Origin of the sequence: Pseudomonas sp. W3I7 (assembly GCF_030816095.1) — a bacterium.
GTDB classification, from domain to species: Bacteria; Pseudomonadota; Gammaproteobacteria; order Pseudomonadales; family Pseudomonadaceae; genus Aquipseudomonas; species Aquipseudomonas salomonii.
This window is the reverse complement of record NZ_JAUSXP010000001.1, coordinates 6,217,813-6,243,506: the sequence shown is the minus strand read 5'-3', so window position 1 is coordinate 6,243,506 and position 25,694 is coordinate 6,217,813. Positions and strand designations below refer to the sequence as shown.

Annotated in this window: 27 protein-coding genes and 1 pseudogene; 16 read left to right on the top strand and 12 right to left on the bottom strand. The window is 61.1% G+C overall.

What is annotated here, in order from left to right:
- Positions 1 to 136 precede the first annotated feature (136 nt).
- Complete coding sequence (locus tag QF043_RS28555) at positions 137 to 1,114, bottom strand: NADPH:quinone reductase (protein ID WP_307421058.1); 978 nt, start codon at positions 1,112 to 1,114, stop codon at positions 137 to 139.
- A 175-nt stretch (positions 1,115 to 1,289) separates the two neighbouring features.
- On the opposite strand from QF043_RS28555, the gene hemF reads away from it, so the two are divergent.
- The gene (gene hemF, locus QF043_RS28550) at positions 1,290 to 2,222 is read left to right on the top strand and encodes an oxygen-dependent coproporphyrinogen oxidase (protein ID WP_307421057.1); all 933 of its coding nucleotides are present in this window, start codon (positions 1,290 to 1,292) and stop codon (positions 2,220 to 2,222) included.
- Entirely contained in the window at positions 2,222 to 3,046 is an 825-nt protein-coding gene (aroE, locus tag QF043_RS28545) for a shikimate dehydrogenase (protein ID WP_069785792.1), read from the top strand. Before hemF ends, aroE begins: the two co-directional genes overlap by 1 nt.
- A gap of 124 nt (positions 3,047 to 3,170) precedes the next feature.
- On the opposite strand, the gene QF043_RS28540 is transcribed toward aroE, so the two are convergent.
- The 3 genes from QF043_RS28540 to betC form a co-directional block, all read right to left on the bottom strand.
- Positions 3,171 to 4,739, bottom strand: a complete 1,569-nt coding sequence (locus QF043_RS28540; protein ID WP_307421056.1) for a SulP family inorganic anion transporter — start codon at positions 4,737 to 4,739, stop codon at positions 3,171 to 3,173.
- Positions 4,740 to 4,910: 171 nt separating this feature from the next.
- On the bottom strand, positions 4,911 to 5,825 hold the full coding sequence (gene choX, locus QF043_RS28535; RefSeq protein ID WP_307421055.1) for a choline ABC transporter substrate-binding protein: 915 nt from the start codon (positions 5,823 to 5,825) through the stop codon (positions 4,911 to 4,913).
- Between the two features lie 18 nt (positions 5,826 to 5,843).
- Positions 5,844 to 7,358, bottom strand: coding sequence for a choline-sulfatase (betC, locus tag QF043_RS28530; protein WP_307421054.1), 1,515 nt, complete (start codon positions 7,356 to 7,358; stop codon positions 5,844 to 5,846).
- 103 nt (positions 7,359 to 7,461) lie between these two features.
- On the opposite strand from betC, the gene QF043_RS28525 reads away from it, so the two are divergent.
- From QF043_RS28525 to QF043_RS28500, 6 genes and pseudogenes are all read left to right on the top strand, one after another.
- On the top strand, positions 7,462 to 8,412 hold the full coding sequence (locus QF043_RS28525) for a LysR family transcriptional regulator (protein ID WP_219337531.1): 951 nt from the start codon (positions 7,462 to 7,464) through the stop codon (positions 8,410 to 8,412).
- A 30-nt stretch (positions 8,413 to 8,442) separates the two neighbouring features.
- A pseudogene (locus QF043_RS28520) lies at positions 8,443 to 8,770 on the top strand (DOPA 4,5-dioxygenase family protein).
- A 162-nt stretch (positions 8,771 to 8,932) separates the two neighbouring features.
- Positions 8,933 to 9,892, top strand: a complete 960-nt coding sequence (locus QF043_RS28515; protein WP_307421053.1) for a 2-dehydro-3-deoxygalactonokinase — start codon at positions 8,933 to 8,935, stop codon at positions 9,890 to 9,892.
- Between the two features lies 1 nt (position 9,893).
- Positions 9,894 to 10,514 (top strand): 2-dehydro-3-deoxy-6-phosphogalactonate aldolase, encoded by a 621-nt coding sequence (locus QF043_RS28510; RefSeq protein ID WP_307421052.1) that lies wholly within the window; start codon positions 9,894 to 9,896, stop codon positions 10,512 to 10,514.
- Positions 10,515 to 10,562: 48 nt separating this feature from the next.
- Positions 10,563 to 11,711 carry a galactonate dehydratase gene (dgoD, locus tag QF043_RS28505; protein WP_065931997.1) on the top strand — a complete coding sequence of 383 codons (1,149 nt, stop codon included), beginning with the start codon at positions 10,563 to 10,565 and terminating at the stop codon, positions 11,709 to 11,711.
- Positions 11,712 to 11,895: 184 nt separating this feature from the next.
- Complete coding sequence (locus QF043_RS28500; protein WP_307421051.1) at positions 11,896 to 13,200, top strand: MFS transporter; 1,305 nt, start codon at positions 11,896 to 11,898, stop codon at positions 13,198 to 13,200.
- Positions 13,201 to 13,396: 196 nt separating this feature from the next.
- Here QF043_RS28500 and QF043_RS28495 read toward each other — a convergent pair whose 3' ends face one another.
- The 3 genes from QF043_RS28495 to trpB form a co-directional block, all read right to left on the bottom strand.
- On the bottom strand, positions 13,397 to 13,840 hold the full coding sequence (locus tag QF043_RS28495; protein WP_307421049.1) for an anti-virulence regulator CigR family protein: 444 nt from the start codon (positions 13,838 to 13,840) through the stop codon (positions 13,397 to 13,399).
- Positions 13,841 to 13,978: 138 nt separating this feature from the next.
- Positions 13,979 to 14,788 (bottom strand): tryptophan synthase subunit alpha, encoded by an 810-nt coding sequence (gene trpA / locus QF043_RS28490; protein ID WP_058420549.1) that lies wholly within the window; start codon positions 14,786 to 14,788, stop codon positions 13,979 to 13,981.
- Entirely contained in the window at positions 14,788 to 16,029 is a 1,242-nt protein-coding gene (gene trpB / locus QF043_RS28485; protein ID WP_307421048.1) for a tryptophan synthase subunit beta, read from the bottom strand. The genes trpA and trpB overlap by 1 nt, the downstream gene beginning before the upstream one ends.
- A gap of 109 nt (positions 16,030 to 16,138) precedes the next feature.
- Between trpB and QF043_RS28480 the strand changes: the two genes are divergently transcribed.
- Complete coding sequence (locus tag QF043_RS28480; protein ID WP_307421047.1) at positions 16,139 to 17,035, top strand: LysR family transcriptional regulator; 897 nt, start codon at positions 16,139 to 16,141, stop codon at positions 17,033 to 17,035.
- On the opposite strand, the gene QF043_RS28475 is transcribed toward QF043_RS28480, so the two are convergent.
- Entirely contained in the window at positions 17,032 to 17,358 is a 327-nt protein-coding gene (locus QF043_RS28475) for a YqjD family protein (protein WP_003187304.1), read from the bottom strand. The genes QF043_RS28480 and QF043_RS28475 overlap by 4 nt on opposite strands.
- Positions 17,359 to 17,513: 155 nt before the next feature.
- On the opposite strand from QF043_RS28475, the gene QF043_RS28470 reads away from it, so the two are divergent.
- A complete protein-coding gene (locus QF043_RS28470) occupies positions 17,514 to 17,729 on the top strand; it encodes a dodecin (protein WP_017477941.1) in 216 nt (71 codons plus the stop codon).
- 115 nt (positions 17,730 to 17,844) lie between these two features.
- The gene (locus QF043_RS28465; RefSeq protein ID WP_307421046.1) at positions 17,845 to 18,072 is read left to right on the top strand and encodes a DUF1161 domain-containing protein; all 228 of its coding nucleotides are present in this window, start codon (positions 17,845 to 17,847) and stop codon (positions 18,070 to 18,072) included.
- Between the two features lie 148 nt (positions 18,073 to 18,220).
- Here QF043_RS28465 and QF043_RS28460 read toward each other — a convergent pair whose 3' ends face one another.
- The gene (locus QF043_RS28460) at positions 18,221 to 19,222 is read right to left on the bottom strand and encodes an LLM class flavin-dependent oxidoreductase (RefSeq protein ID WP_017137920.1); all 1,002 of its coding nucleotides are present in this window, start codon (positions 19,220 to 19,222) and stop codon (positions 18,221 to 18,223) included.
- A gap of 217 nt (positions 19,223 to 19,439) precedes the next feature.
- Between QF043_RS28460 and QF043_RS28455 the strand changes: the two genes are divergently transcribed.
- Both QF043_RS28455 and QF043_RS28450 read left to right on the top strand, forming a co-directional pair.
- Entirely contained in the window at positions 19,440 to 19,868 is a 429-nt protein-coding gene (locus QF043_RS28455; protein WP_307421045.1) for an OsmC family protein, read from the top strand.
- A 235-nt stretch (positions 19,869 to 20,103) separates the two neighbouring features.
- Positions 20,104 to 20,343: a DUF1161 domain-containing protein gene (locus QF043_RS28450; protein ID WP_307421044.1), complete on the top strand. Its 240-nt coding sequence runs from the start codon at positions 20,104 to 20,106 to the stop codon at positions 20,341 to 20,343.
- On the opposite strand, the gene QF043_RS28445 is transcribed toward QF043_RS28450, so the two are convergent.
- Complete coding sequence (locus QF043_RS28445) at positions 20,344 to 20,766, bottom strand: hypothetical protein (protein WP_307421043.1); 423 nt, start codon at positions 20,764 to 20,766, stop codon at positions 20,344 to 20,346. It lies immediately after the preceding gene.
- Positions 20,767 to 20,909: 143 nt separating this feature from the next.
- On the opposite strand from QF043_RS28445, the gene QF043_RS28440 reads away from it, so the two are divergent.
- Entirely contained in the window at positions 20,910 to 21,953 is a 1,044-nt protein-coding gene (locus QF043_RS28440; protein WP_307421042.1) for an aminopeptidase, read from the top strand.
- 85 nt (positions 21,954 to 22,038) lie between these two features.
- Here the strand turns inward: QF043_RS28440 and QF043_RS28435 are convergent, their stop codons facing one another.
- Both QF043_RS28435 and QF043_RS28430 read right to left on the bottom strand, forming a co-directional pair.
- Positions 22,039 to 22,698 (bottom strand): HAD family hydrolase, encoded by a 660-nt coding sequence (locus QF043_RS28435; protein ID WP_307421040.1) that lies wholly within the window; start codon positions 22,696 to 22,698, stop codon positions 22,039 to 22,041.
- Positions 22,695 to 23,237 carry a gamma carbonic anhydrase family protein gene (locus QF043_RS28430; protein WP_307421039.1) on the bottom strand — a complete coding sequence of 181 codons (543 nt, stop codon included), beginning with the start codon at positions 23,235 to 23,237 and terminating at the stop codon, positions 22,695 to 22,697. Before QF043_RS28430 ends, QF043_RS28435 begins: the two co-directional genes overlap by 4 nt.
- A gap of 101 nt (positions 23,238 to 23,338) precedes the next feature.
- On the opposite strand from QF043_RS28430, the gene prlC reads away from it, so the two are divergent.
- Together prlC and QF043_RS28420 are read left to right on the top strand one after the other, a co-directional pair.
- The gene (prlC, locus tag QF043_RS28425; protein WP_307421038.1) at positions 23,339 to 25,390 is read left to right on the top strand and encodes an oligopeptidase A; all 2,052 of its coding nucleotides are present in this window, start codon (positions 23,339 to 23,341) and stop codon (positions 25,388 to 25,390) included.
- A complete protein-coding gene (locus QF043_RS28420; protein WP_017137912.1) occupies positions 25,387 to 25,662 on the top strand; it encodes a YheV family putative zinc ribbon protein in 276 nt (91 codons plus the stop codon). The genes prlC and QF043_RS28420 overlap by 4 nt, the downstream gene beginning before the upstream one ends.
- Positions 25,663 to 25,694 lie beyond the last annotated feature (32 nt).

Below are 25,694 nucleotides of genomic sequence, written 5' to 3'. Positions count from 1 at the left end.
GGCGAGGGAGCTTGCTCCCGTTGGCCTGCGAAGCAGGCCCAAAACCGGACGATGCGGCTTACCTGAAGAAGCACCTAACTGTTTTGGGGCCGCTTCGCGGCCCAACGGGAGCAAGCGCCCTCGCCACAATGGGCAGTTAAGGCAGCAAAATGGTCGACCCGGTCGTCCTGCGCCCCGACAACTCCGTCTGCGCCTTCGCCGCATCCGCCAGCGCAAACCGCTGGTTGATATCAATACGCACCTTGCCGCTCTTGATCATCGAGAACAGATCATCAGCCATCGCCTGCAAGTCTTTCGGGTTGCTGGCATAAGTCGCCAGTGTCGGCCGAGTGACATACAACGAGCCCTTCGCCGCCAGAATCCCCAGGTTCACGCCATCCACCGCGCCTGACGCATTGCCGAAACTCACCACCAAACCCCGTGGCGCCACGCTGTCCAGTGAGGTCAGCCAAGTGTCTTTGCCGACGCCGTCGTACACCACCGGGACTTTTTTGCCGTCGGTCAATTCCAGTACGCGCTGTGCGACGTTTTCCTTGCTGTAGTCGATGGTTTCCCAGGCGCCAAGGGATTTGGCCAGGGCGGCTTTCTCCGGCGAACTCACGGTGCCGATCAGCTTCACGCCCAGCGCCTTGGCCCATTGGCAGGCCAGGGAGCCCACACCACCGGCAGCGGCGTGGAACAAGATGGTTTCGCCGCCCTTCAACTCGTAGGTCTGGCGCAGCAGGTACTGCACGGTCAGGCCCTTGAGCATCGCGCCGGCAGCCTGTTCGAAGCTGATAGCGTCCGGCAAATGCACCAGGTTGGCGGCAGGCAGCACGTGCAGCTCGCTGTACGCGCCCAGTGGGCCACTGCCGTAGGCCACGCGGTCGCCGACCTTGAACTGCGTGACCTCGCTGCCAACCGCATCCACCACGCCAGCACCTTCTGCGCCAAGGCCCGATGGCAGCGCGGGCGGCGCATACAGGCCACTGCGGAAATAGGTGTCGATGAAGTTCAGGCCGATGGCCTCGTTACGCACACGCACCTGCTGGGGTCCAGGTTCTGCCGGGGTGTAGTCCACATACTCAAGTACTTCGGGGCCGCCATGGGCGCTGAACTGGATACGTTTGGCCATCTGCACTTCTCCTGAGGTCGAATCGCGTAGCCCCCTATCCCACTCCTAACCTTGATCTTCGTCAACTGCGGCGCACCTAAGTGCGGAAGGACGTAAGCGCGGTGGTATCCTGTGCGCCCATTTGCCGCCGACGCCCAATGGCCTCGCGTAGCTTTGCCCGATTCAAGGTGATGCCATGACTACCCGCACCGAGGCTGTAAAGGCCTACCTGCTCGACCTGCAAGACCGCATTTGCAGCGCCCTGGAAACCTTCGAGACGGACACTCGCTTTATCGAAGACGCCTGGACCCGGCCTGCCGGCGGCGGCGGTCGCACCCGTGTGATCGAAAACGGTTCGGTGATCGAAAAAGGCGGCGTCAACTTTTCCCACGTATTCGGCAGCGGCCTGCCGCCCTCCGCCAGTGCGCATCGCCCGGAGCTGGCCGGCCGTGGCTTTGAAGCCCTCGGCGTGTCGCTGGTGATCCACCCGCACAACCCGCACGTGCCAACGTCCCACGCCAACGTGCGTTTTTTCATCGCCGAAAAAGACGGCGAAGAGCCGGTGTGGTGGTTCGGTGGCGGCTTCGACCTCACGCCCTACTACGGCAATGAAGAAGACTGCATCCACTGGCACCGCGTGGCCGAGCAGGCCTGTGCGCCGTTTGGCGCGGACGTGTACGCGCGCTACAAGGCCTGGTGCGACACCTACTTCCATATCAAGCACCGCAATGAACCGCGCGGCATCGGCGGCCTGTTCTTCGATGACTTGAACGAGTGGGGCTTCGACACCTGCTTCGCCTTCATCCGTGCTATCGGCGATGCTTATATCGACGCCTACCTGCCGATCCTGCAGCGCCGCAAGGCCATGGCTTACTCCGAGCAGCAGCGCCAGTTCCAGGAATTTCGTCGCGGCCGCTACGTTGAATTTAACCTGGTCTACGACCGTGGCACCCTGTTCGGCCTGCAATCGGGCGGGCGTACCGAGTCGATCCTGATGTCGCTGCCGCCGCAAGTACGCTGGAGCTACGACTGGAAAGCCGAAGCCGGCAGCGAAGAGGCGCGCCTCACCGATTACTACCTGCAAGACCGCGACTGGCTGGGCCTTGCTGCGCCCAAGGCGGCTGTCTGATGGACCGTTATGTGGTGTTCGGCAACCCCATCGGCCACAGCAAGTCGCCGCTGATTCACCGTATGTTCGCCGAACAGACCGGCGAGCAACTGGACTACAGCACCTTGCTCGCGCCGCTGGAGGATTTCACCGGCTGTGCCCGTGAGTTCTTTGCACAAGGCCGTGGCGCCAACGTCACCGTGCCGTTCAAGGAAGACGCCTACCGCCTGGCCAACAGCCTGACCGAACGCGCCCAGCGCGCAGGCGCCGTGAACACCCTGAGCAAGTTGGGCGACGGCACCTTGCTGGGCGACAACACCGACGGCGCCGGCCTGGTGCGCGACCTCACGGTGAATGCCGGGTTGAGCCTGCAAGGCAAACGCATCCTGCTGCTGGGCGCCGGTGGCGCCGTACGCGGGGCGTTGGAGCCATTACTGGCTGAGCAACCTGCGTCGCTGATCATCGCCAACCGCACCGTGGAAAAGGCCGAGTTGCTTGCCGAGCTGTTCGACGATTTGGGGCCGGTGTCGGCCAGCGGTTTCGATTGGCTGCGTGAGCCGGTGGACGTGATCATCAATGCCACGTCTGCCAGCCTGTCAGGCGATGTACCGCCAATAGCGGGCAGCCTGATCGAACCGGGCAAGACCTTTTGCTACGACATGATGTACGCCAAGGAGCCGACCGCGTTCTGTCGCTGGGCTACCGAGCAAGGCGCGGCGGTGGCGATGGACGGTTTGGGCATGTTGGTGGAGCAGGCCGCAGAAGCCTTCTTCCTGTGGCGCGGCGTGCGCCCGGAGTCGGCGCCGGTGTTGGCTGAGTTGCGTCGGCAACTGGCAGCCAACTGATTCCAGCCTTGTGAAGATCCAATGTGGGAGCTGGCTTGCCTGCGATAGCGGTGTATCAGATACAGATGTGCTGGCTGATCCAGCGCTATCGCAGGCAAGCCAGCTCCCACAGTTTTAACCGCATTCAGTCTTCGAAATGGATGGGGCAGTTGTCGGCCCCTTCCAGTTTTTTCAACTCTTCGACGACTTGCGGCCTGGCCCGGCGCAACGTCAGGCTGCGCCCCACACCCTTCAGCCGTCGCGCCTCCTGGTGCAGCATCTCCACCCCGGAATAGTCGATAAAATTAATCTGCTGCGCCTCGATCACCACCCGTTCGCTTTGCAAGCTTTGCAGGCGCACTTGCAGGTAATGGCTGGCGCCAAAAAAGATCGAGCCGCCCACCCGCAACACATCCTCATCACCGTCGCGCCACTGCTGAACCCGCGGCTGCGAGGTGCGTTTGAGGTAGAAAAACAATGACGCCAACACCCCCGCATAAATCGCTGTTTGCAGCTCCAGCAGCAAAGTCGCGATGCACGTCAGGCTCATCACCACAAACTCGGCGCGGCTGACGCGGAACAGCGCGCGAATGCCACGATGATCCACCAGGCCCCAGCAAATCAGCAGGATGCTCGCGGCCATACTCGGGATCGGGATGTGCGCGATCAATGCCGCGCCAAATAACGCAAACACTGCCACCCACAGCGCGGAAAACACGCCCGCCAACGGCGAGCAGGCGCCCGCTTCATAGCTGAGGCCGGAGCGGGTAAAGGAACCGGCCGACAAGTACCCGGAGAAAAAGCCGCCGACGATATTGGATAAACCCTGCGCGCGGACTTCCTGGTTAGCGTCGAGCAATTGCTGCGAACGCGCCGACAGCGAGCGCGCAATCGACAGGCTGGTGACCAGCCCAAGCATGCCCACCGCCACGGCACTGGGCAGCAGGCGCAGGAGCATGTCCAAGTCCATCGGCAGCGGGCTGAACGGCGGCAGTTTGCCGATAAACGAGCTCACCCGCGCCACATGCCCGAACATTGCCGGCCACAGGCACGCCACCAGGCTGCCCAGTGCCAGGGCGATCAACAGCGTCGGCCAACGCGGGACCCGGTATTTGAGCAGCGCGCCCACCAGCAAGGTGCCCAGGCCCAGCGCCAATGAAGCGTGGTCCCATTCCCCGGCATGGTCCATCAGTGCCAGCAAGCTGTTGATCGCCGTGGCCTGGCTGGGTAAATCCAGCCCCAGCAAGTTGGGCAATTGCCCCAGGGCAATCACCACGGCAGCGCCCAGAGTGAAACCCAGCACCACCGAATGCGAGACGAAATTCACCAGCGCGCCGAAGCGCAGCATGCCCAGCAACCACTGGAATACGCCGGCGAGAAATGTGAGCAACAGGATCAACGTGATGTAGTCCTGCGAGCCAGGCACGGCCAGCGGACTGACGCTGGCGTACAGAACGATGGATATCGCTGCCGTCGGCCCACAGATCAGGTGCCACGACGAACCCCACAAGCACGCGATCAACACCGGGATGATGGCGGCATACAGGCCGTATTCGGGTGGGAGCCCGGCGATCAGCGCGTAGGCAATCGACTGCGGCAAGGCGAGTACGGCGCCGCTGAGCCCGACAATCGCATCCCGGCCGACGCTGGCGCGGGTTTGGCGCGGCAGCCAGGCGAGGAAGGGGAAGAGAGTGTGGCGGTTGGGCCGGGGCATCGCAGACTCGGTAGAAAGGTTTAGTTCAGAGTATCAGTACACCTAAGGCTCTGTGGGAGCTGGCTTGCCTGCGATAGCATCACCTCGGTAGGTCTGGCAGACCGAGTTGTCTGTATCGCAGGCAAGCCAGCTCCCACACAAGCCTTTTCCCATTCGGGATTGTGTAAGGTCTTAGAGTTTGGCTTTTACGGCAGGCAGTGCATCTTTGCCGTCGAGGGTCTTCACCCCATCCAGCCACTTATCCAGTACCGCCGGGTTAGCCTTGATCCACGCCTTCGCCGCCTCGGCATTGCTGACCTTGCTGTTCACCACCTGGGCCATGATGCTGTTCTCCATCGCCTGGGTAAAACTCAGGTTGGTCAGCAACTTTCCTACGTTCGGACAGGCCTGTGCATAACCCTTGCGGGTCAAGGTATACACGCTGCCGGTGTCACCAAAATACTTCTCGCCGCCTTTGAGGTAATGCATCTTCAACTGCACGTTCATCGGGTGTGGCGTCCAGCCGAGGAAGGTCACGAACTTTTGCTTTTTCACCGCCCGCGACACTTCGGCCAGCATCGCCTGCTCGCTCGACTCGATCAGCTTCCACTGGCCCAAGTCGAAGTCGTTCTTCTTGATGATCTCCTGCAGCGAAATATTCGCCGGTGCGCCGGAGCCGATGCCGTAGATCTTCTTGTCAAACTTGTCGGCAAATGTGTTCAGGTCGGCAAAATCATGCACACCGGCGTCCCACACATAGTCCGGCACGGCGAGGGTGAACTCGGTGCCGTCGAGGTTTTTCGCCAGTTGCACCACATCGCCATTGGCCACGAACTTGTCGTAGAAACCCTGCTGCGCCGGCATCCAGTTGCCCAGGAACACATCCACCTGGCCATCTTTGAGCCCGCCAAACGTGATCGGCACCGCCAAGGTGTCGACCTTGGCCTTGTAGCCCATGCCGTTCAACAGAAAACCGGTGATGGCATTGGTGGCGGCGATATCGCTCCAGCCTGGATCGGCCATCTTCACCGTGTCACAGCTGGTGTCTGCGTAAACATTGGCGCTGCTCAACGCCAAGACTCCGAGTATCACCGTTAACTTTTGCATGGCCTTCCCTCTGTTTATTTATTGGTTTTGGCAGGGTTGTGGATAACGTGCCTTGCGCTCCAGGTCGTCGAGGTCGATATGGTTGCGCATGTACTGCTGACTGGCGTCCACCAGTGGCTGGTGATCCCAGCTCTTCAGCTTGCCTTGGGTCAGCGCCTCGAACACCAGGCGGCGACGGCGTTGGCTGGCGAGCACCTGCTGGTGGATCGCCGGGATGTCCCATTTGGCCCGCGCTTCAGTCAAAAACCCCTCGAACAGTGGCCGGTGTTCCGGTGACTGGCTGAGGTCTTCCCGCTCGTGCGGGTCATTGTGTACATCGAACAGTAGACAAGGGTCGTCTTCGCTGTAGATGAATTTGTAGGCGCCGCGCCGAATCATCATCAGCGGGCTGATGGTGCCTTCGGCCATGTATTCGCCAAACACTTCGTCGTGCCCGCCCTGCCCTTGCAGGTGTGGGACCAGCGAGCGGCCGTCCAGCGCCAGGCGTGGGTCCAGTTCGCCATCGGCCAGCTCGACCAGGGTGGGCAGCAGGTCGGCGGTGGACACGGCCTTGCTCACGCGGCCTGCCGCAAACTGGCCTGGCGCACTCACCAGCAGCGGTACGCGGGCGGCCATTTCGAACCAGTGCATTTTGTACCAGAGGCCACGCTCGCCGAGCATGTCGCCGTGGTCGCCGGAGAAGATGATGATCGTGTCGTCGGCCAGGCCGGTGTCTTCCAGGGTTTGCAGGAGTTTGCCAACGTTGCTGTCGATATAGCTGCACGCGCCGAAATACGCGCGGCGCGCATCGCGGATCTTGTCTACAGGCAGCGGCTTGCCCCACAGGTCGTAAACCTTGAGCAGGCGCTGGGAATGTGGGTCGAGATCGCCTTGCGCGGGGATTGCTGGCATTGGGATGTCGTGGTCGTCGTACAGGTCCCAGAATGGCTTGGGAATGGTGTATGGGTCATGCGGGTGCGTCATCGACACGGTGAGGCAGAACGGCTGGTTGCCGTCTTCACGGATATGGTCGAACAGATACTGCTGGGCCTTGAACACCACTTCTTCGTCGAAATCCAGCTGATTGGTGCGCACGCACGGCCCGGCTTGCAGCACCGAGGACATGTTGTGGTACCAGGTGGGGCGCACATCCGGCTCATCCCAGTTCACCGCCCAGCCATAGTCGGCGGGGTAGATGTCGCTGGTCAGGCGTTCTTCATAACCGTGCAATTGATCTGGCCCGCAGAAGTGCATCTTGCCCGACAGCGCCGTGCGGTAACCGAGGCGGCGCAGGTAGTGGGCATAAGTGGGTACATCGGCGGGGAAGTCTGCTGCGTTGTCGTAGGCGCCAATCTTGCTCGGCAACTGGCCGCTGACCAAGGTGAAACGCGAAGGCGCGCACAACGGGCTGTTGCAGTAGGCGGCATCAAACACCACGCCCTCTGCAGCCAGGCGGCTCAGGTTCGGCAACTTGATCGGGGAAGGTCCGTAGAACGGCAGCATCGGCGCGGCCATTTGATCGGCCATGATGAAAAGAATGTTCTTGCGCTTCATGATCTATCGGCATTCCATAGGCGGTGTTTATGCGAATGAGCATGCGGCCCATGGAAAATGGGGTAAAGCCCATGAAAAGCAATGTCTAGGATAAGCGCAGCTTATGTATGAAGCCCTCGGTGATCTGTCCCTCGACCTGCTGCGTGCCTTTGAAGCAGCGGCGCGCCATCGTAGCTTTACCGCCGCCGCGATGGAGTTGGGCACCACGCAGCCGGCCATCAGCCAGCAGATCAAGCGCCTTGAAGAACAGCTGGCGATCCGCCTGTTCGATCGCATCTACCGAGGCATCGAACTGACGGATGCGGGCGCGCTGCTCTTCGAGCATGTGCAAGGCGGTATGCAAACCATCAACCAGGGCCTCAGCGCAATCACCCAGCAGGACCAGCACGAGGTGCTGCAAGTGGCCACCGACTTCGCCTTCGCCGCCTACTGGCTGATGCCGCGCCTGCATCGCTTTCACCAGGCCAACCCGCAGGTGGATGTGAGCCTGGTGACCAGCGAGCGCAACCACGCCACGTTGCGCAGCGATATCGACGTGGCGGTATTGTTTGGCGATGGTCGTTTCAAGCAGGGCGAGAGCTTGTGGCTGTTCAACGAGGAAGTGTTTCCGGTGTGCAGCCCGCAGTGGCTCAAGGCTCAATCCACGCCACTGACGGTGCAAAATCTGCACGATTACCCGCTGTTGCACCTGCGCCAGGAAAACAACAGCCAGTGGTTCGACTGGAGCGGCGTGTTTCGTGAGTTGGGCATCACCACGGCGCCTACGCCTGGGCAATTGCGCTTCGACAATTACACCCTGCTGATCCAGGCGGCGATTGCCGGCCAGGGCGTGGCCATCGGCTGGCGCCATTTGGTGGATAACCTGCTGGAGCAGAACTGGCTGTGCCGGCCGATCAGCGACACGGTGATCTCGCGCTTCGGTTATTACGTGGTGCAGCCCCAGCGCAAACGCCGGGGGCAATTGGTCGAACGCTTTGTCGACTGGCTGGTGGCCGAGCAAGCCAGCAGCGCGCAGTCGTTGACCGGGCTGGCCCTGCCGTCGATTGCGGTCTAGGATCGGCGCATATTGGATCCGGATTTCGCCATGCAACGTATCAAGGGCTACCACGCCCATATCTACTTTGACGCCAGCACCATCGAGCAGGCGCGGCAAGCTCTGCGAGGACGCGGCCAAGCTGTTCCCGCTGAGCATGGGCCGTGTACACGAAAAGCCGGTTGGCCCGCACCCGGACTGGAGCTGCCAGCTGGCATTCGAGCCGGAATACATTGGCGTGGTGTTGCCCTGGCTGGCGCTGCATCGTGATGGGCTGGTGGTGTTCCTGCACCCGGACACCGGCGATGACCTCAAGGATCACACCGATTACGCGATCTGGATGGGCGCGATGCGCGAGCTGAACCTGTCTGTTTTTTAACCACTGCTGACACCAATCCCATCACCTTGTGCAAAGGCGATGGGATTTTTTATTGTCACGTCCCATTATATGGGACTGTTATTTATATATTGAGATATTGCCAGCCGTAGGTTTATATTCGCCCATCAGCTTTTTCAGCACCCACTCATTTCAGGTGAAGCGATGCAGGCGCAATTGATCGCGCTCGACTGGGGGACCAGCTCCCTTCGTGCTTACAAACTCGGCCCGGCTGGCTGCGTGCTCGAACAGCGCGCTTTGGCGTTCGGCATCATGCACCTGCCCAGTGAACCCCGGGTCATTGCTGGCGTGCTGTGCAGTGACGGCTTTGAGTTGGCGTTCGATGCGGCCTGCGGCGACTGGCTCGACGCGCAGCCCGGCCTGCCGGTGATTGCCTGCGGCATGGTCGGCAGCGCACAAGGCTGGAGCGAAGCGGCTTACCGCCAAACACCCGTCGACGTCGCCAGCCTCGGCCAGGCCTTGCACCCTGTGCGCAGCCTGCGCGGGGTGCAGGTGCATATTGTGCCGGGTGTGATCGAGCGGGTCGGCTTGCCCAATGTGATGCGCGGCGAAGAAACCCAGGTTCTGGGTGTGCTGCAAGGCCTGGGCGCCGACGTGTTGATCGGCCTGCCGGGCAGCCATTCCAAATGGGTCGAGGTGGTTGAAGGCTGCATCACCCACTTCGACACCTTTATGACCGGCGAGGTGTTTGCGGTACTCAGCAAGCACAGCATTCTCGGGCGTACCCAGCAACCGTCCGAACAATTCCAGGGCGAGGCCTTTGATCGTGGCGTGCGCGTGGCGCTCTCGGAGGATGGCCGGCGCGGTGTGCTGTCGACCTTGTTCAGCGCCCGTACGCTGGGCTTGACCGGCGAACTGGCACCCGACGAACAACCCGATTATCTGTCCGGCCTGCTGATCGGCCACGAACTCGCCGGTTTGCCACAGCAGGCCAAACACACGCCTATCGTTCTGGTCGGCGCTGCCAAACTCTGCGCCTGCTACCAACGCGCCCTTGCCCTCAGCGGCTTTACCCACGTCAGCCTCGCCCAGGAAGCCACCGCGCGCGGTCTGTGGCAGTTGGCCGTCGCCGCTGGGCTCACTCAACCTGTACAGGAGGCCTGACATGCTCAAGCAAGCACTCGCACACAACGGTTTGATCGCAATTTTGCGCGGCGTGCGACCGGATGAAGCGCAGGCGATTGGCCAAGTGCTCTATAAGGCCGGTTTTCGCGTGATCGAAGTGCCACTGAATTCGCCGGACCCTTACACCAGCATCCGCACCCTGCGCGACACCTTGCCCGCCGATTGCCTGATCGGCGCGGGCACCGTGTTGACCCCGGAACAGGTCGAGCAGGTCAAAACCGCCGGTGGCCAAGTGATTGTCATGCCCCACAGCGATGCCAAGGTATTGCGTGCCGCCAAGGCGGCGGGCTTGTTCCTGTCGCCGGGTGTGGCAACGCCGACCGAGGCCTTCGCCGCGTTGGCCGAAGGCGCGGATGTATTGAAGCTGTTCCCGGCCGAGCAAATGGGCCCGGCGGTAATCAAGGCGTGGCTGGCGGTATTGCCCACCGGCACCTTGCTGCTGCCGGTGGGCGGCGTGACACCCGACAACATGCAGGTGTATTTCGACGCGGGCGCGAAGGGTTTCGGCCTGGGTTCCGGGTTGTTCAAACCGGGCATGTCGGTGGACCAAGTGGCGAGCAATGCCCAGGCCTATGTCGCGGCCTGGAACGCGCTTAACTGAACTCAAGGTTTGCGCCCCTGGCGCTGCATCGATAAGAGAGATAAGAAGATGAAAATCACCAAACTGACCACCTTTATCGTCCCGCCGCGCTGGTGCTTCCTCAAGGTCGAGACCGACCAGGGCGTGACCGGCTGGGGTGAGCCTGTGGTGGAGGGCCGCGCCCACACCGTGGCCGCCGCCGTCGAAGAACTCTGCGACTACCTGATCGGCAAAGACCCACGCAATATCGAAGACATCTGGACCGTGCTCTATCGCGGCGGCTTCTACCGGGGCGGCGCGGTGCACATGAGTGCCCTCGCCGGTATCGACCAGGCGCTGTGGGACATCAAGGGCAAGGCGCTCGGCGTGTCGGTCAGCGACCTGTTGGGTGGCCAGGTGCGGGACAAGATCCGCGTGTATTCCTGGATCGGCGGCGACCGCCCCGCCGACACCGCCCGCGCCGCCAAAGAGGCCGTGGCCCGTGGCTTTACCGCCGTGAAGATGAATGGCACCGAAGAATTGCAGTTCGTCGACAGTTTCGAAAAAGTCGACCTCGCGCTGGCCAACGTGGCCGCTGTGCGCGATGCCGTCGGGCCTAACGTCGGCATCGGCGTCGACTTCCATGGCCGCGTGCACAAGCCCATGGCCAAGGTGCTGATGAAAGAGCTGGACCCGTACAAACTGATGTTTATCGAAGAGCCGGTGCTCAGTGAAAACTACGAAGCGCTCAAAGAGCTGGCGCCGCTGACCAGCACACCGATTGCTTTGGGCGAGCGGCTGTTTTCCCGTTGGGACTTCAAGCGTGTGCTCAGCGAAGGCTACGTCGACATCATCCAGCCGGACGCGTCCCACGCCGGCGGCATCACCGAAACCCGCAAGATTGCCAACATGGCTGAAGCCTACGACGTGGCCCTGGCCCTGCATTGCCCGCTGGGCCCGATTGCCCTGGCGGCGTGCCTGCAATTGGACGCGGTTTGCTACAACGCGTTTATTCAGGAGCAAAGCCTGGGTATCCACTACAACGAGAGCAACGACCTGCTCGACTACGTGCGCGACCCAGGCGTGTTCGACTATGACAAAGGCTTCGTGAAGATCCCCAACGGGCCGGGCCTGGGCATTGAGATCAACGAGGAATACGTGATCGAACGCGCCGCCATCGGCCACCGCTGGCGCAACCCGATCTGGCGGCATGCCGACGGCAGCTTTGCCGAGTGGTGATTGCTCACTGAAGGAATGCGGTCAAGTGTGGGAGCGGGCTTGCTCGCGAATGCGGTAGTTCAGTCCCAGGTGTGTTGAATGACACACCGTATTCGCGAGCAAGCCCGCTCCCACATTTTTGATCCAGTTTCTTCAGTCAGGCCCCATTCCGGTCCTCAATAATCACAAGAAGAGGCAACCCCCCATGCACCCTGAATCCTTCACCGGGCAGGCTTCTCTCGTCACGCCTAGCAGAAAGCGTTTCTTCATCATGGTGCTGCTGTTTATCACCGTGGTGATCAACTACCTCGACCGCAGCAACCTGTCGATTGCCGCCCCGGCGCTCACCAGCGAACTGGGGATCGACCCGGTGCATGTCGGGCTGATCTTCTCCGCGTTCGGCTGGACCTACGCCGCCATGCAGATTCCCGGCGGCTGGCTGGTGGACCGCGTGCCGCCGCGCATTCTCTATACCGCTGCCCTGCTGTTGTGGTCCATCGCCACGGTGATGCTGGGGTTTGCGGCCAGCTTTATCGCGCTGTTTGTGCTGCGCATGGCCGTCGGTGCCCTGGAAGCACCGGCTTACCCGATTAACAGCCGCGTGGTCACCACCTGGTTTCCCGAGCGCGAGCGTGCCACCGCGATTGGCGTTTACACGTCCGGGCAATTTGTCGGGCTGGCGTTTCTGACGCCGGTGCTGGCTTGGCTGCAGCACGCGTTCGGTTGGCACATGGTGTTTGTCGCCACCGGTGGCGTCGGCATCCTGTGGGCGTTGATCTGGTACGCGGTGTACCGCGAGCCGAAAGATTTCAAAGGCGCCAATGCGGCAGAAATCGAGCTGATCCGCGACGGCGGCGGCCTGGTGGATATGCAGGCGAAAGCGGTCAAGGCGCCGTTCAGTTGGGTCGACCTCGGGATAGTGCTGAGCAAGCGCAAGCTGTGGGGCATCTACCTGGGGCAGTTCTGCCTGAACTCGACGCTGTGGTTTTTCCTGACGTGGTTCCCGACCTACCTGGTGAAATACCGCGGCATGGACTTCATCAAGTCCGGTTTGCTCGCCTCGCTGCCGTTTCTCGCTGCGTTTATCGGTGTGCTGTGTTCGGGGATTTTTTCTGATTGGCTGATTCGCCGGGGCACGTCGGTAGGGTTTGCGCGCAAGCTGCCGATCATTGGTGGGTTGCTGATTTCCACGGCGATCATCGGCGCCAACTATGTAGACTCGACGGCCTGGGTGATCGCGTTTCTGGCGGTGGCGTTCTTTGGCAATGGCTTGGCATCGATCACCTGGTCATTGGTGTCGACCCTGGCGCCCGCGCGGTTGCTGGGGCTGACGGGTGGGGTGTTTAACTTCATCGGCAACTTGTCGGCGATTACCACGCCGATAGTGATTGGCTTTCTGGCCAGTGGGGATTCGTTTGCGCCGGCGATCACCTATATCGCGGTGCTGGCGTTGCTGGGGGCGCTTTCCTACGTGTTGCTGGTGGGCAAGGTTGAGCGCATAGAGCTGTAAACCTGATATTCAGCGGTCGATTGACCCTTGTGGCGAGCGGGCTTGTTGTGGCGAGCGGGCTTGCCCCGCGTTGGGCTGCGCAGCAGCCCCAATAAAGCCACTGCGGTTTTTCCAGATGAAACCGTGTTGTCAGGTTTTGGGGGCGCTTCGCACCCCAACGCGGGGCAAGCCCGCTCACCACAAAAGCTTTCCTGGGCTAGTAGAGGGCGCCATCCAGGATTTGATAGACGATGCTGGTGCCAATGGCGATCAATACGATATCGCCGCCGGACCGGCGCCATTCATACCCAGGGTATTGCGGCAGATGGGCCAGGGCGCGGTTGTCGAGGCGTTCGCCGTAGTAGTTGCGCGGCAGCGGTTGGCCCCGCACCAGGCGCACGCCAGGTGGTGGTGGCGCGCCTCGGCGGAAGTCGTTGTGGTGGTCACGGATCACCTGGCGCACCGGGCCGAAGTCCTGCGGCGGGCCACGACGGTTATCCTGTGGGCCGCGATGGTCGTCGCCATGTTGCTCGTACTGGCCTTGCGGGCCGCCACGGCCTGGGCCATCACCGCGTTGATCGGGCGGCGCGGCTTGCGCCAGGGCACTTGCGCCGAGCATCAACACGCCAAGACCTGCGATCAAGCGTTTAGGCATTCTCATGGGGGTTTTCCTCAGTACTGCACGAACAAAAAAGGGATTTCGAACGAGGCTCGAAATCCCTTGGTCTTGTCAGTTTAGGTACTGGATTACCCAGATGATTCCTCTGTATCAGGAACTTTACCCATTGCTACACGCCGCTTACTTACGGGCGTTACGGACACCTTCCGACAGCGCCGCGCAGAGGCTCAATACGCCATCGATCGCTTGTTGATCATTTTTCGCAGTGGCGATGTGATCGATCAGCGCCGAACCGACCACCACACCGTCTGCCAGGCGCGCGATAGCGGCGGCCTGTTCCGGGGTGCGGATACCAAAGCCGATGCTGATCGGCAGGTCGGTATGCCGACGCAGGCGGGTCACGGCTTCCTCGACGTGTTCCAGGGTAGCGGCACCGGCACCGGTCACACCGGCTACCGACACGTAATACACAAAACCGGAGCTGCCGTTGAGCACGGTCGGCAGGCGCACGTCGTCGGTGGTCGGCGTGGTCAGGCGGATAAAGTCGATGCCTGCGGCCTGGGCCGGGTCGCACAGCTCGCCGTTATGCTCAGGCGGCATGTCGACCACGATCAGGCCGTCGACACCGGCTTCTTTGGCGTCGGCGATAAACGTGGGCACACCGTATTTGTGGATCGGGTTGAAGTAACCCATCAGCACCAGCGGGGTGTCCTGGTTGTCTTTACGGAACTCGCGGACCATCTGCAGGGTTTTCAGCAGATTCTGTTTGGCTTCCAGCGCACGGATGTTGGCCAGTTGAATCGCCGGGCCGTCGGCCATCGGGTCGGTGAAGGGCATGCCCAGCTCGATCACGTCGGCACCGGCGGCGGGCAAGCCCTTGAGGATCGCCAGCGAGGTGTCATAACCCGGGTCGCCGGCGGTGACGAAAGTCACCAGGGCGGCGCGGTTTTGTTCTTTCAGTTGCGCAAAACGGGTCTGCAGGCGGCTCATCAGTGTTTCTCCTGCTTTGACTGCTCTTGTTGAGAGTGTTCCATATGGTGCATTACGGTCTGCATGTCTTTGTCGCCACGGCCGGACAGGTTGACCACCATCAGGTGATCTTTCGGCAAGGTCGGTGCGCGTTTGAACACTTCAGCCAGGGCATGGGCGCTTTCCAGTGCAGGAATAATCCCTTCCAGGCGGCAGCATTTGTGGAAGGCTTCGAGGGCTTCGTCGTCGGTCACCGAGGTGTATTGGACGCGGCCGATATCATGCAACCAGGCGTGTTCAGGGCCGATGCCTGGGTAGTCCAGGCCGGCGGAAATCGAGTGGGCGTCGATGATCTGGCCGTCGTCGTCCTGCAGCAGGAAGGTGCGGTTGCCGTGCAGCACGCCCGGTACGCCGCCGTTGAGGCTGGCGGCGTGCTTGCCGGTTTCGATACCGTGGCCGGCGGCTTCAACGCCGATGATTTCGACGCTGGTGTCATCCAGGAAAGGGTGGAACAGGCCCATGGCGTTGGAGCCACCGCCGATGCACGCCACCAGGCTGTCCGGCAGGCGGCCTTCCTGGGCTTGCAGTTGGTCGCGGGTTTCCTTGCCGATCACGGCCTGGAAGTCGCGCACCATTGCAGGATACGGGTGTGGGCCAGCCACGGTGCCGATCAGGTAGAAAGTGCTGTCGACGTTGGTCACCCAGTCACGCAGGGCTTCGTTCATCGCGTCTTTAAGGGTGCCGGTGCCGGCCACGACCGGGATCACTTCGGCGCCCAACAGCTTCATGCGGAACACGTTGGCCTGTTGGCGCTCGATGTCGGTGGTGCCCATGTAGATCACGCAATCGAGGCCAAAGCGCGCCGCCACGGTGGCGGTGGCCACGCCGTGCATGCCCGCGCCGGTCTCGGCGATGATGCGTTTTTTGCCCATGCGCCGCGCCAGCAGGATCTGGCCGATGCAGTTGTTGATCTTGTGCGCGCCGGTGTGGTTGAGCTCTTCGCGCTTGAGGTAGATCTTGGCGCCGCCACAGAACTCGGTCAGGCGCTCGGCGTAGTACAGCGGGCTTGGACGCCCGACATAGTCGCGTTGGAAGTAGGCCAGTTCTTCGTTGAACGCAGGATCGATCTTGGCCGCTTCGTATTCGCGGGCCAGGTCGAGGATCAACGGCATCAGGGTTTCAGCGACGTAGCGGCCGCCGAACGCGCCAAACAGGCCGTTGGCGTCGGGGCCGTTGCGAAGGTCGGTCTGGGACTGAGTCATGGGGCGCTCCAGGAAAGAAGGTGAGGAGAGGCGATGACGGCCACTCTACCCCTGACGCTCGACGCTGAAAACCGATAAGATCGCCGCAACCTGTCAGGAAAACTCACAGATGAGCCGAGACCTACCGCCCCTCAATGCCCTGCGTGCGTTTGAGGCTACCGCCCGCCTGAACAGCGTCAGCCAGGCGGCAGAGCAACTGCATGTAACCCATGGTGCGGTCAGCCGCCAGTTGAAGGTGTTGGAAGAGCACTTGGGCGTCAGCCTGTTCGCCAAGGATGGGCGCGGCCTTAAACTCACAGATGCAGGCGTCCGGCTCAGGGACGCCAGCGCCGAAGCGTTCGAGCGTTTAAGGGATGTTTGCGCCGAGCTGACCCAGGCCAGCGCCGACGCGCCTTTTGTGCTCGGCTGCTCGGGCAGTTTGCTGGCACGCTGGCTGATCCCGCGCCTGGGCCGCTTGAACGCAGACCTGCCCGACCTGCGCTTGCATCTATCGGCGGGTGATGGCGACCTCGACCCGCGGCGCCCCGGCCTCGATGCCTTGCTGGTTTTTGCTGAGCCGCCGTGGCCAGCGGACATGCAGGTGTATGAGCTGGCCAGCGAGCGCATTGGCCCGGTCATGAGCCCGCGTTTTGTCGGTTACGAACGCCTGCGCCAGGCGCCGCCCCAAGCCCTCTGCGGTGAAGCCTTGTTACACACCACCTCACGCCCGCAAGCCTGGCCCAGCTGGGCGCAGCAACACGGCATTGAGCCCGGCGCGTTGAAGCACGGCCAGGGTTTTGAGCATTTGTATTATTTGCTGGAGGCGGCGGTGGCAGGTTTGGGTGTGGCGATTGCGCCGCAGCCGCTGGTGGCAGAGGACCTGCGAGCGGGTCGCCTGGTGGCGCCGTGGGGTTTCAGTGAAACCCCGGCGCACCTGGCGTTGTGGCTACCCAAGCGCGCCGCAGATGGGCGCGCGGGTCAGTTGGCGCAGTGGCTCAAGGCTGAGCTGTTGCGCCAACCCGTTTAGTCACCGCGTTTGCACAGCAGGTAAGCCGCCAGCAGGCCCAGCGCGCCAACGGCAACGCCGGCGGTAGTCCATGGGTGCTCTTGTGCGTAGTCACGGGTTGCCGCGCTGGTTTCGCGGATTTTGACTTTGCTTTCTTCGTAGGCATCGCTGATCAGGTGGCGGGAATGCTTGAGGGCATTCTCGGCATTGCTTTTCAGGGCCTTCAGCGTTTTGCGCGACTCATCGGACGCATCGTCCTTGAGGCTCTCAAGGGACTTGAGCAGGCTCGAAATCTCGGCTTCCATGCTTTCCAGCGACGCTTTGCGTAAAGAAGTGTTGGCCATGTGGAACTCTCCTGAAATGATTGAGTGGCATGTGTAGATACCGACTCCTGGGTTTTCAGAAAGTGCAGTAATTCTGAACTTTCGAGTGGGAATGGTCGCCAGAAGCAGTACGAACATTCACTGCTACGCTGACTAGAGACCTCAGGAGAAACGTTATGTCTGATCATCACACCTACAAGAAAGTCGAACTGGTCGGTTCCTCGACCACCAGCATCGAAGATGCCATCAACAATGCCCTCGCCGAAGCGCACAAGAGCATCAAGCACCTGGAGTGGTTTGAGGTGACCGAAACCCGTGGTCACATCAAGGACGGCAAGGCCGCGCACTTCCAGGTCACGCTCAAGGTGGGATTCCGAATTGCCAGTAGTTGATCCCGTGGGTTGAACTTGCTGACTGGCCGATTGCCATAACCTGCGCTACAACCATTGGGTGCCGACGCCACAAGCGTCGGCACGCTCTTTTCGATCAGCGCAAGGAAAGTAACGGATGAAGAAGTTCCTGTTAGCGGTAGGTTTGTTGAGCATTGCGGGCACTGCCCTGGCGGCGGGCAAGCCTTGTGACGAACTGAAAAGCGAAATTGCAGCGAAAATCGACGCCAAGGGCGCCTCGAGTTATTCGCTGGAAGTGGTAGATAAAGGCGCGGCACCCAGCGACCACACAGTCGTCGGCAGCTGCGAAGGCGGCACCAAGGAAATCGTCTACAAGCGCGGTTAATCCCGTGCAGACATGAAACGACGCACCTGTGGCGAGGGCGCTTGCTCCCGCTGAGTGCGCAGCGCTCCCTTTCTTTTGGGGCCGCTACGCAGCCCAGCGGGAGCAAGCTCCCTCGCCACAGGTGCGTCGTTTTTTTGCCTGCGGGTTATCAGCCCTTCATCACCTGCGCCAGCAGCTCGTAGGAATGAATCCGGTCGGCATGCTCATACAGGTCGCTGGTAAAGATCAGCTCATCGGCGCCGGTCTGCTCGATCAACACTTCCAACTTCGCGCGAATCTTCGCCGGGCTTCCGACCATGGCCAGGCCCAAGAAGCTGCCCACCGCGTCTTTTTCATGGGGCAGCCACAGGCCGTCCATGGTTTTCACCGGTGGGCGCTGCACCAGGCTTTGCCCGCGCATCAGCGCCAGAATACGTTGGTACACCGAAGTGGCCAGGTAGTCGGCCTGCTCGTCAGTGTCGGCGGCCACCAGCGGAATGCCGAGCATCACGTAGGGCTTGTCCAGCACGGCTGAAGGCTTGAAGTGATTGCGGTACACGCGAATCGCTTCGTGCATCAAACGGGGTGCGAAATGGGAGGCGAAGGCGTAGGGCAAACCGCGTTCACCGGCCAATTGTGCGCTGAACAGGCTGGAACCCAGCAGCCACACCGGCACATTGGTGCCGGTACCGGGTACGGCGATGATCCGTTGGTCGGGCGTGCGCGGGCCGAGGTAGGCCATCAGTTCGGCCACATCTTCCGGAAACTCGTCAGCACTGCCGGAGCGTTCACGGCGCAGGGCGCGGGCGGTCATCTGGTCGGAACCGGGCGCGCGGCCCAGGCCCAGGTCGATGCGGCCGGGGTACAGGCTTTCCAGGGTGCCGAACTGTTCGGCAATCACCAACGGCGCGTGGTTGGGCAGCATCACGCCGCCGGAGCCGACGCGAATCGTCGAGGTGCCACCGGCCAAATAACCCAGCAACACCGAAGTGGCCGAGCTGGCGATGCCGTCCATATTGTGGTGTTCAGCCACCCAAAAACGGTTGTAGCCGAACTTTTCCACGTGCTGGGCCAGGTCCAGCGAGTTGCGCAGCGACTGCGCAATGCTGCCGTTGGCGCGCACAGGCACGAGGTCGAGGGTCGAGAACTTCACGTCGGACAGCGATTTCATAAGCCTGCTTCTCCATTAGGTGCGCAGGCTTATAGACAAACCAAAACCTGCCGCTTCAAGTGCATGCTCTATGCAATGAGGGCATATACCCGAGATTCAATAGCGGCCTGCGAAATTTCCTACTGAATCGCTAGGTTTCTCCGACAAGATGAACTTTGCCGGGCCGTCTATCCTCAGAACCCTTACTGACGCAAAACCACCGTTCGAGGAGAGAGCTATGAGTATCGTTAAAAAAGCATCCGCGCATTGGGAAGGTGATCTGAAAACTGGCCTGGGTTCCATCTCCACGGAAACCGGCGTACTGCGCGAAGCACCCTACGGCTTCAAGGCCCGTTTCGAAGGCGGCAAGGGCACTAACCCTGAAGAATTGATCGGCGCGGCCCACGCGGGCTGTTTCTCCATGGCGTTTTCCATGATTCTTGGCGATGCCGGCCTTAAGGCTGACAGCATCGACACCCAGGCTGAAGTGACCCTGGACCAAGTAGACGGCGGCTTTGCGATTACCGCCGTGCATCTGGTGCTGAAAGCCAAGATCCCCGGCGCAAGCCAGGCGCAGTTCGACGAACTGAGCAAAAAGGCGAAGGAAGGCTGCCCGGTGTCGAAGGTGCTGAATGCAAAAATCAGCCTGGATGCCACGCTGGTCTAACTGACACAGCAAAATCCCCATGTGGGAGCGAGCTTGTGTGGGAGCCGGGCTTGCCCGCGATAGGTTCACCTCGGTTAGCCAGTTGTATCGAGGCGTTGCCATCGCAGGCAAGCCAGCTCCCACACCCGCCCGCTCCCACAGTTTGTTGTGCGTTAAATCAGAACTCGCGTTTCCAAAATGTGGTCGAATAGCCTAGGCGCACACCCGTGCGCAGTGCATTCAGGGAGCTTCACACATGAAACGTTTTGCCTTGGCGATCATCTGCGGTGTATTGGCCACTTCGGCTGTGGCCGCACCAAAAGATTGTGAAGAGCTCAGGAAAGAAATTGAGGTGAAGATCCAGGCTAAAGCTGTTCCGTCCTACACCCTTGAGATCGTCAGCAAAGAAGAAGGCGACAAACACGACGAGGCCATGCGTGTTGGTACCTGTGAAAACGGAACCAAAACCATCGTCTATCAGAAAAACAACGACTGATCAGATGCAGTTAACACTGCGCTCCTCAGCCAACAGCTGACGCGCCGTGTTGTACAGCCGAATATTGGGCGTAAAGGCCAGCGAGCGCCCCTCCAGCACATAGCGCTGGCCTGCCTGGAAGTTGTCGTACTGCAGGGTCATGAAGCAGGTTCGGTCATGGGTCTGGTCCAGGCCGCCAAAGCCCGCCCCGGTGTTCACCTCGAAATCAAAGCGCACCATCAGCTCATGGCTGCCCGGTGGCACCTGAAAGAAACGCCCGTCGTTGAGGTTCTTGCCGTCCAGGCGCTGAGCCATCACCAGTTTGGCGCCGGGTGTCGGCGTGGCGAAATCGATCCAGGCCTGGTGCGGGTCGACCGGCGGGATGGGGGTCGAAGCGCAGGCGCTGAGCAACAAGGTGGTGACGGGTAGCAAGAGCTGGCGCATGGCGGGCACTCAACGGTGGGTAAGAATTGGAACTGGCAGCCTGTGGCAACAGACTCTGTATCAGTATAAACACGCCACGGCATGGAAAAATTCCGTGCAGGCAGGATAGTCTGGCGGGCAAATAACCCAGGGGCGGTCGGTGCATGGTCAGGCGTTTTCTTCCAGGGTTGATGGTGCTGCTGCTCAGCGGCTGCTCCAGCGTGAGTTACTACAGCCAGTTGGCCAGCGGCCAGTGGCAATTGCTGCGGGCTCGGGAGCCGGTTGCCGAGGTCATCGCCGACCCTGCTCGCCCACAGGCGTTGCGCGACCACCTGGTGCAATCGCAAAAGGCCCGCGCCTTTGCCAGTGAGCATCTGCACCTGCCGGACAACCAGAGTTACCGTTTGTACGCCGACATTGGCCGGCCTTATGTGGTCTGGAATGTGTTCGCCACGCAGGAGTTTTCCCTGTCGCCTGAAACCCACTGCTTCCCTATCGCTGGGTGCGTGGCCTATCGCGGGTATTACAGCCAGGGCGTAGCACGCGGCGAAGCGGCGTTATTGCAGCAACAAGGCATGGACGTGTCGATTGGCGGCGTCGAAGCTTATTCCACCCTCGGTTGGTTCAACGACCCGATCATGAGTTCGATGATGGGTTGGGGTGATGAACGCCTGGCCACGCTGATCTTCCACGAGCTGGCGCACCAGCGTTTTTATGTAAAGGACGACACCGAGTTCAACGAGTCCTACGCCAATTTCGTCGAGCAGGAAGGCACCCGTCAATGGCGTGCGGTGCGGGGCCTGGCGCCGCTGAGTAATGCGGCGTTGCAGCAGCGCGACCAATTTATCCGGCTGGTGCTCGATACCCGCAAACGCCTGGAGGCGTTGTACGCACAGCCCTTGGCGGTGGTCGTGATGCGCCAGGCCAAGGCGGCAGAGTTCGAGCGTTTGCGCAGTGAGTACCGGCACCTGCGCGACAGCCAATGGGGCGGTGACAAGCGTTATGACGTGTGGATCAACCAGCCGATGAACAATGCGCGGTTATTGCCGTTCGGGCTGTATGACCAGTGGGTGCCGGCGTTTGCGGCGTTGTTTGCGCAGGAAGGCGGGGATTGGGTGAAGTTCTTTGCGGCGGTGGAGAAGCTGGGTGGGTTGCCGGTGGAGCAGCGTAAGGCGGCGTTGCGGCAGTTGGAAGGTGGTGGCCGTTAGGGCCTCATCGCAGGCAAGCCAGCTCCCACATTTGACCGCGTTCACAATTCAAACTGTGGGAGCTGGCTTGCCTGCGATAGCGGCCTCAAGGCCGCTGCAAAAACGCCTGATGCATCTGCTCAAGCGTCTCAAAATGCCACGTCGGCGCCTCGGCATTCAATTCCTCAAAACTACCAAACCCATACCCCACCGCCGCCGAATCCAGCCCATTGCTGCGCGCGCCGATCAAGTCATGTTTGCGATCACCAATCATCAAAGTGGTCGCCGGGTCCAAACCCTCTTCGCTCATCAGATGCGCAATCAGCTCAACCTTGTGGGTGCGCGTGCCATCCAGTTCGCTGCCGTAGATCACCTTGAAGTGCTTGGCAAAATCAAAATGCCGTGCGATCTCACGGGCAAACACCCAAGGCTTGGACGTGGCCACATACAGCTGGCGGCCTTGGCCATTCAGCTCCTCAAGCAACGGCATCACGCCGTCGAATACGCGGTTTTCATACAGGCCGGTGACCTTGAAGCGCTCGCGATAAAAATTCACCGCTTCCCAGGCCTTGGCCTCATCGAAGCCATAAAACTGCATAAAGGCTTGCAGCAATGGCGGGCCGATAAAGTGTTCCAGCTTGGTCAGGTCCGGCTCGTCGATGCCGAGTTTGCCAAGGGCGTACTGGATCGAACGGGTGATGCCCTCGCGCGGGTCGGTCAGGGTGCCGTCCAGGTCAAACAACACGGTTTGGTACTGCTGGGTCATCGGTCGAATCCTTCAGCCAGGTGCAAATCTTTGAGCTTCACGTAGTTCGCGGCGCTGTAGGTGAAGAAGGCGCGCTCTTTGTCAGTCAGTGGGCGGATTTGTTTAACCGGGCTGCCCACGTACAAAAAGCCGCTCTCCAGTTGCTTGCCGGGCGGCACCAGGCTGCCGGCGCCGATGATCACATCGTCTTGCACCACCGCGCCGTCCATCACGATGCTGCCCATGCCGATCAAGATGCGATTGCCGACCGTGCAGCCGTGCAGCATGACTTTGTGGGCGATGGTGACGTCATCGCCGATCAGCAGCGGGAAGCCATCCGGGTTGAACGGCCCGGCGTGGGTGATGTGCAGCACACAGCCGTCCTGCACGCTGGTGCGCGCACCGATGCGGATGCGGTGCATGTCGCCGCGAATCACGGTCAATGGCCAAACCGAGCTGTCGGTGCCGATTTCGACATCGCCGATCACCACCGCCGAAATATCGACAAAAGCCCCGGCGCCCAGGGTTGGCGTGTGGTTCTGATAGGTGCGAAGGGTCACGATAGCCTCTCTCTTATAGGTTGATAGCTGCGGTGGGTGTTGATTGTAATTAAGATGGCCCCATCTTTGTCTTATCAGTTTCTTCAGCCAAGGTACCCACCGTGAGCGCGAACAACCCACTTTTGCAGTCCTACGACCTGCCGCCGTTCTCGGCGATCCGTGCCGAGCACGTGCAGCCGGCCATTGAACAGATCCTCGCCGACAACCGCGTTGCCATCAAAGGCATCCTGCAAAGCCAGGGCAAAAACCCTACGTGGGCCGGTTTGGTACTGGCCATGGACGAACTGAATGACCGTCTGGGCGCCGCCTGGAGCCCGGTCAGCCACCTCAACGCCGTGTGCAACAGCGCTGAATTGCGCGAAGCCTACGAGGCTTGCCTGCCGGCATTGAGCGCCTATTCCACCGAAATGGGCCAGAACCGCGAGCTGTTCCAGGCCTTCGAAGCCCTGGCCAACAGCCCGGAAGCCGACGGTTTCGATGTGGCGCAAAAAACCATTCTGGAACATTCGCTGCGCGACTTCCGCCTGTCGGGTATCGATTTGCCGCCAGAGCAGCAAAAACGTTACGCCGAAGTGCAGAGCAAACTGTCGGAGCTGGGCAGCAAGTTCTCCAACCAACTGCTGGACGCTACCCAGGCGTGGACCAGGCATGTCACCGACGAAGCCACCCTCGCCGGCCTGACTGATTCGGCCAAGGCGCAAATGGCCGCCGCCGCCCAGGCCAAAGGCCTCGATGGCTGGTTGATCACCCTGGAATTCCCAAGCTACTACGCGGTAATGACCTACGCCCAGGACCGCGCCCTGCGTGAAGAAGTCTACGCGGCCTACTGCACCCGTGCGTCGGACCAAGGCCCGAATGCCGGTAAGAACGATAACGGCCCGGTGATGGAACAGATCCTCGACCTGCGTCAGGAACTGGCCAAACTGTTGGGCTATGCGTCGTTCTCCGAGCTGAGCCTGGCGACCAAAATGGCCGAGTCCAGCGACCAGGTGCTGAGCTTCCTGCGCGACCTGGCCAAGCGCAGCAAGCCGTTTGCCGCCCAGGACCTGCAACAGCTCAAGGCTTACGCTGCCGAACAAGGCTGCGCCGACCTGCAAAGCTGGGACAGCGGTTTCTACGGCGAAAAGCTCCGCGAACAACGTTACAGCGTGTCCCAGGAAGCCCTGCGCGCTTACTTCCCGATCGACAAAGTGCTGAGCGGCCTGTTCGCCATCGTGCAGCGCCTGTACGGCATCGAAATCGCCGAGCAAAAAGGCTTCGACACCTGGCACCCGGATGTTCGCCTGTTTGAGATCAAGGAAAACGGCCAGCACGTCGGCCGCTTCTTCTTCGACCTGTACGCCCGCGCCAACAAGCGTGGCGGCGCGTGGATGGACGGCGCGCGCGATCGCCGCCGCACTGTCGACGGCGTGCTGCAAAGCCCGGTGGCGAACCTGGTGTGCAACTTCACCCCGGCCGACAGCGGCAAGCCTGCCCTGCTGACCCACGATGAAGTGACCACGCTGTTCCACGAATTCGGCCACGGCCTGCACCACCTGCTGACCCGTGTTGAACACGCGGGCGTGTCCGGCATCAACGGCGTGGCCTGGGATGCGGTGGAACTGCCGAGCCAATTCATGGAGAACTGGTGCTGGGAGCCGGAAGGCCTGGCGCTGATCTCCGGCCACTATGAAAGCGGCGAGCCGCTGCCCCAGGATCTGCTGGAAAAAATGCTCGCGGCGAAGAACTTCCAGTCCGGCCTGATGATGGTGCGCCAGCTGGAATTCTCGCTGTTCGACTTCGAACTGCACGCCACCCACGGCGATGGCCGCACGGTAGCGCAGGTGCTTGAAGGCGTGCGCGATGAGGTCTCGGTGATGCGTCCGCCAGCCTACAATCGCTTCCCCAACAGCTTTGCGCACATCTTCGCTGGCGGTTACGCGGCGGGTTACTACAGCTACAAGTGGGCCGAAGTGCTGTCTGCCGACGCTTTCTCCAAGTTTGAAGAAGACGGCGTGCTCAATGCCGAAACCGGCCGGGCATTCCGTGAAGCGATCCTGGCGCGCGGTGGCTCCCAGGCACCGATGGTGCTGTTCGTCGACTTCCGCGGACGTGCGCCGTCGATTGACGCACTCTTGCGCCACAGCGGCCTGAGTGAGGACGCAGCAGCATGAGTGATGGGCCTGTGGTGACCAAAAAGCAATTTATCGCCGGGGCGGTCTGCCCGGCGTGCGAAGAGTTGGACAAGTTGAAAATGTGGACCGAAGACGATGTGCCGCACCGCGAATGTGTGGCCTGCGGCTATTCGGACACGCTGAATGAACAAGGCAACTCGGTGCCCAAGGAATTGGGCACGCGGGTCAATACGTCGGCGTTGAAGGCACCTGCGGACCCGAAGGTGCAGGCGGTGCAGTTTTTCCCTAATCCCAAGCTGAAAAAGGACTGATACCCGGCGCCTGCTTCTGGTTGGGGCGGGCT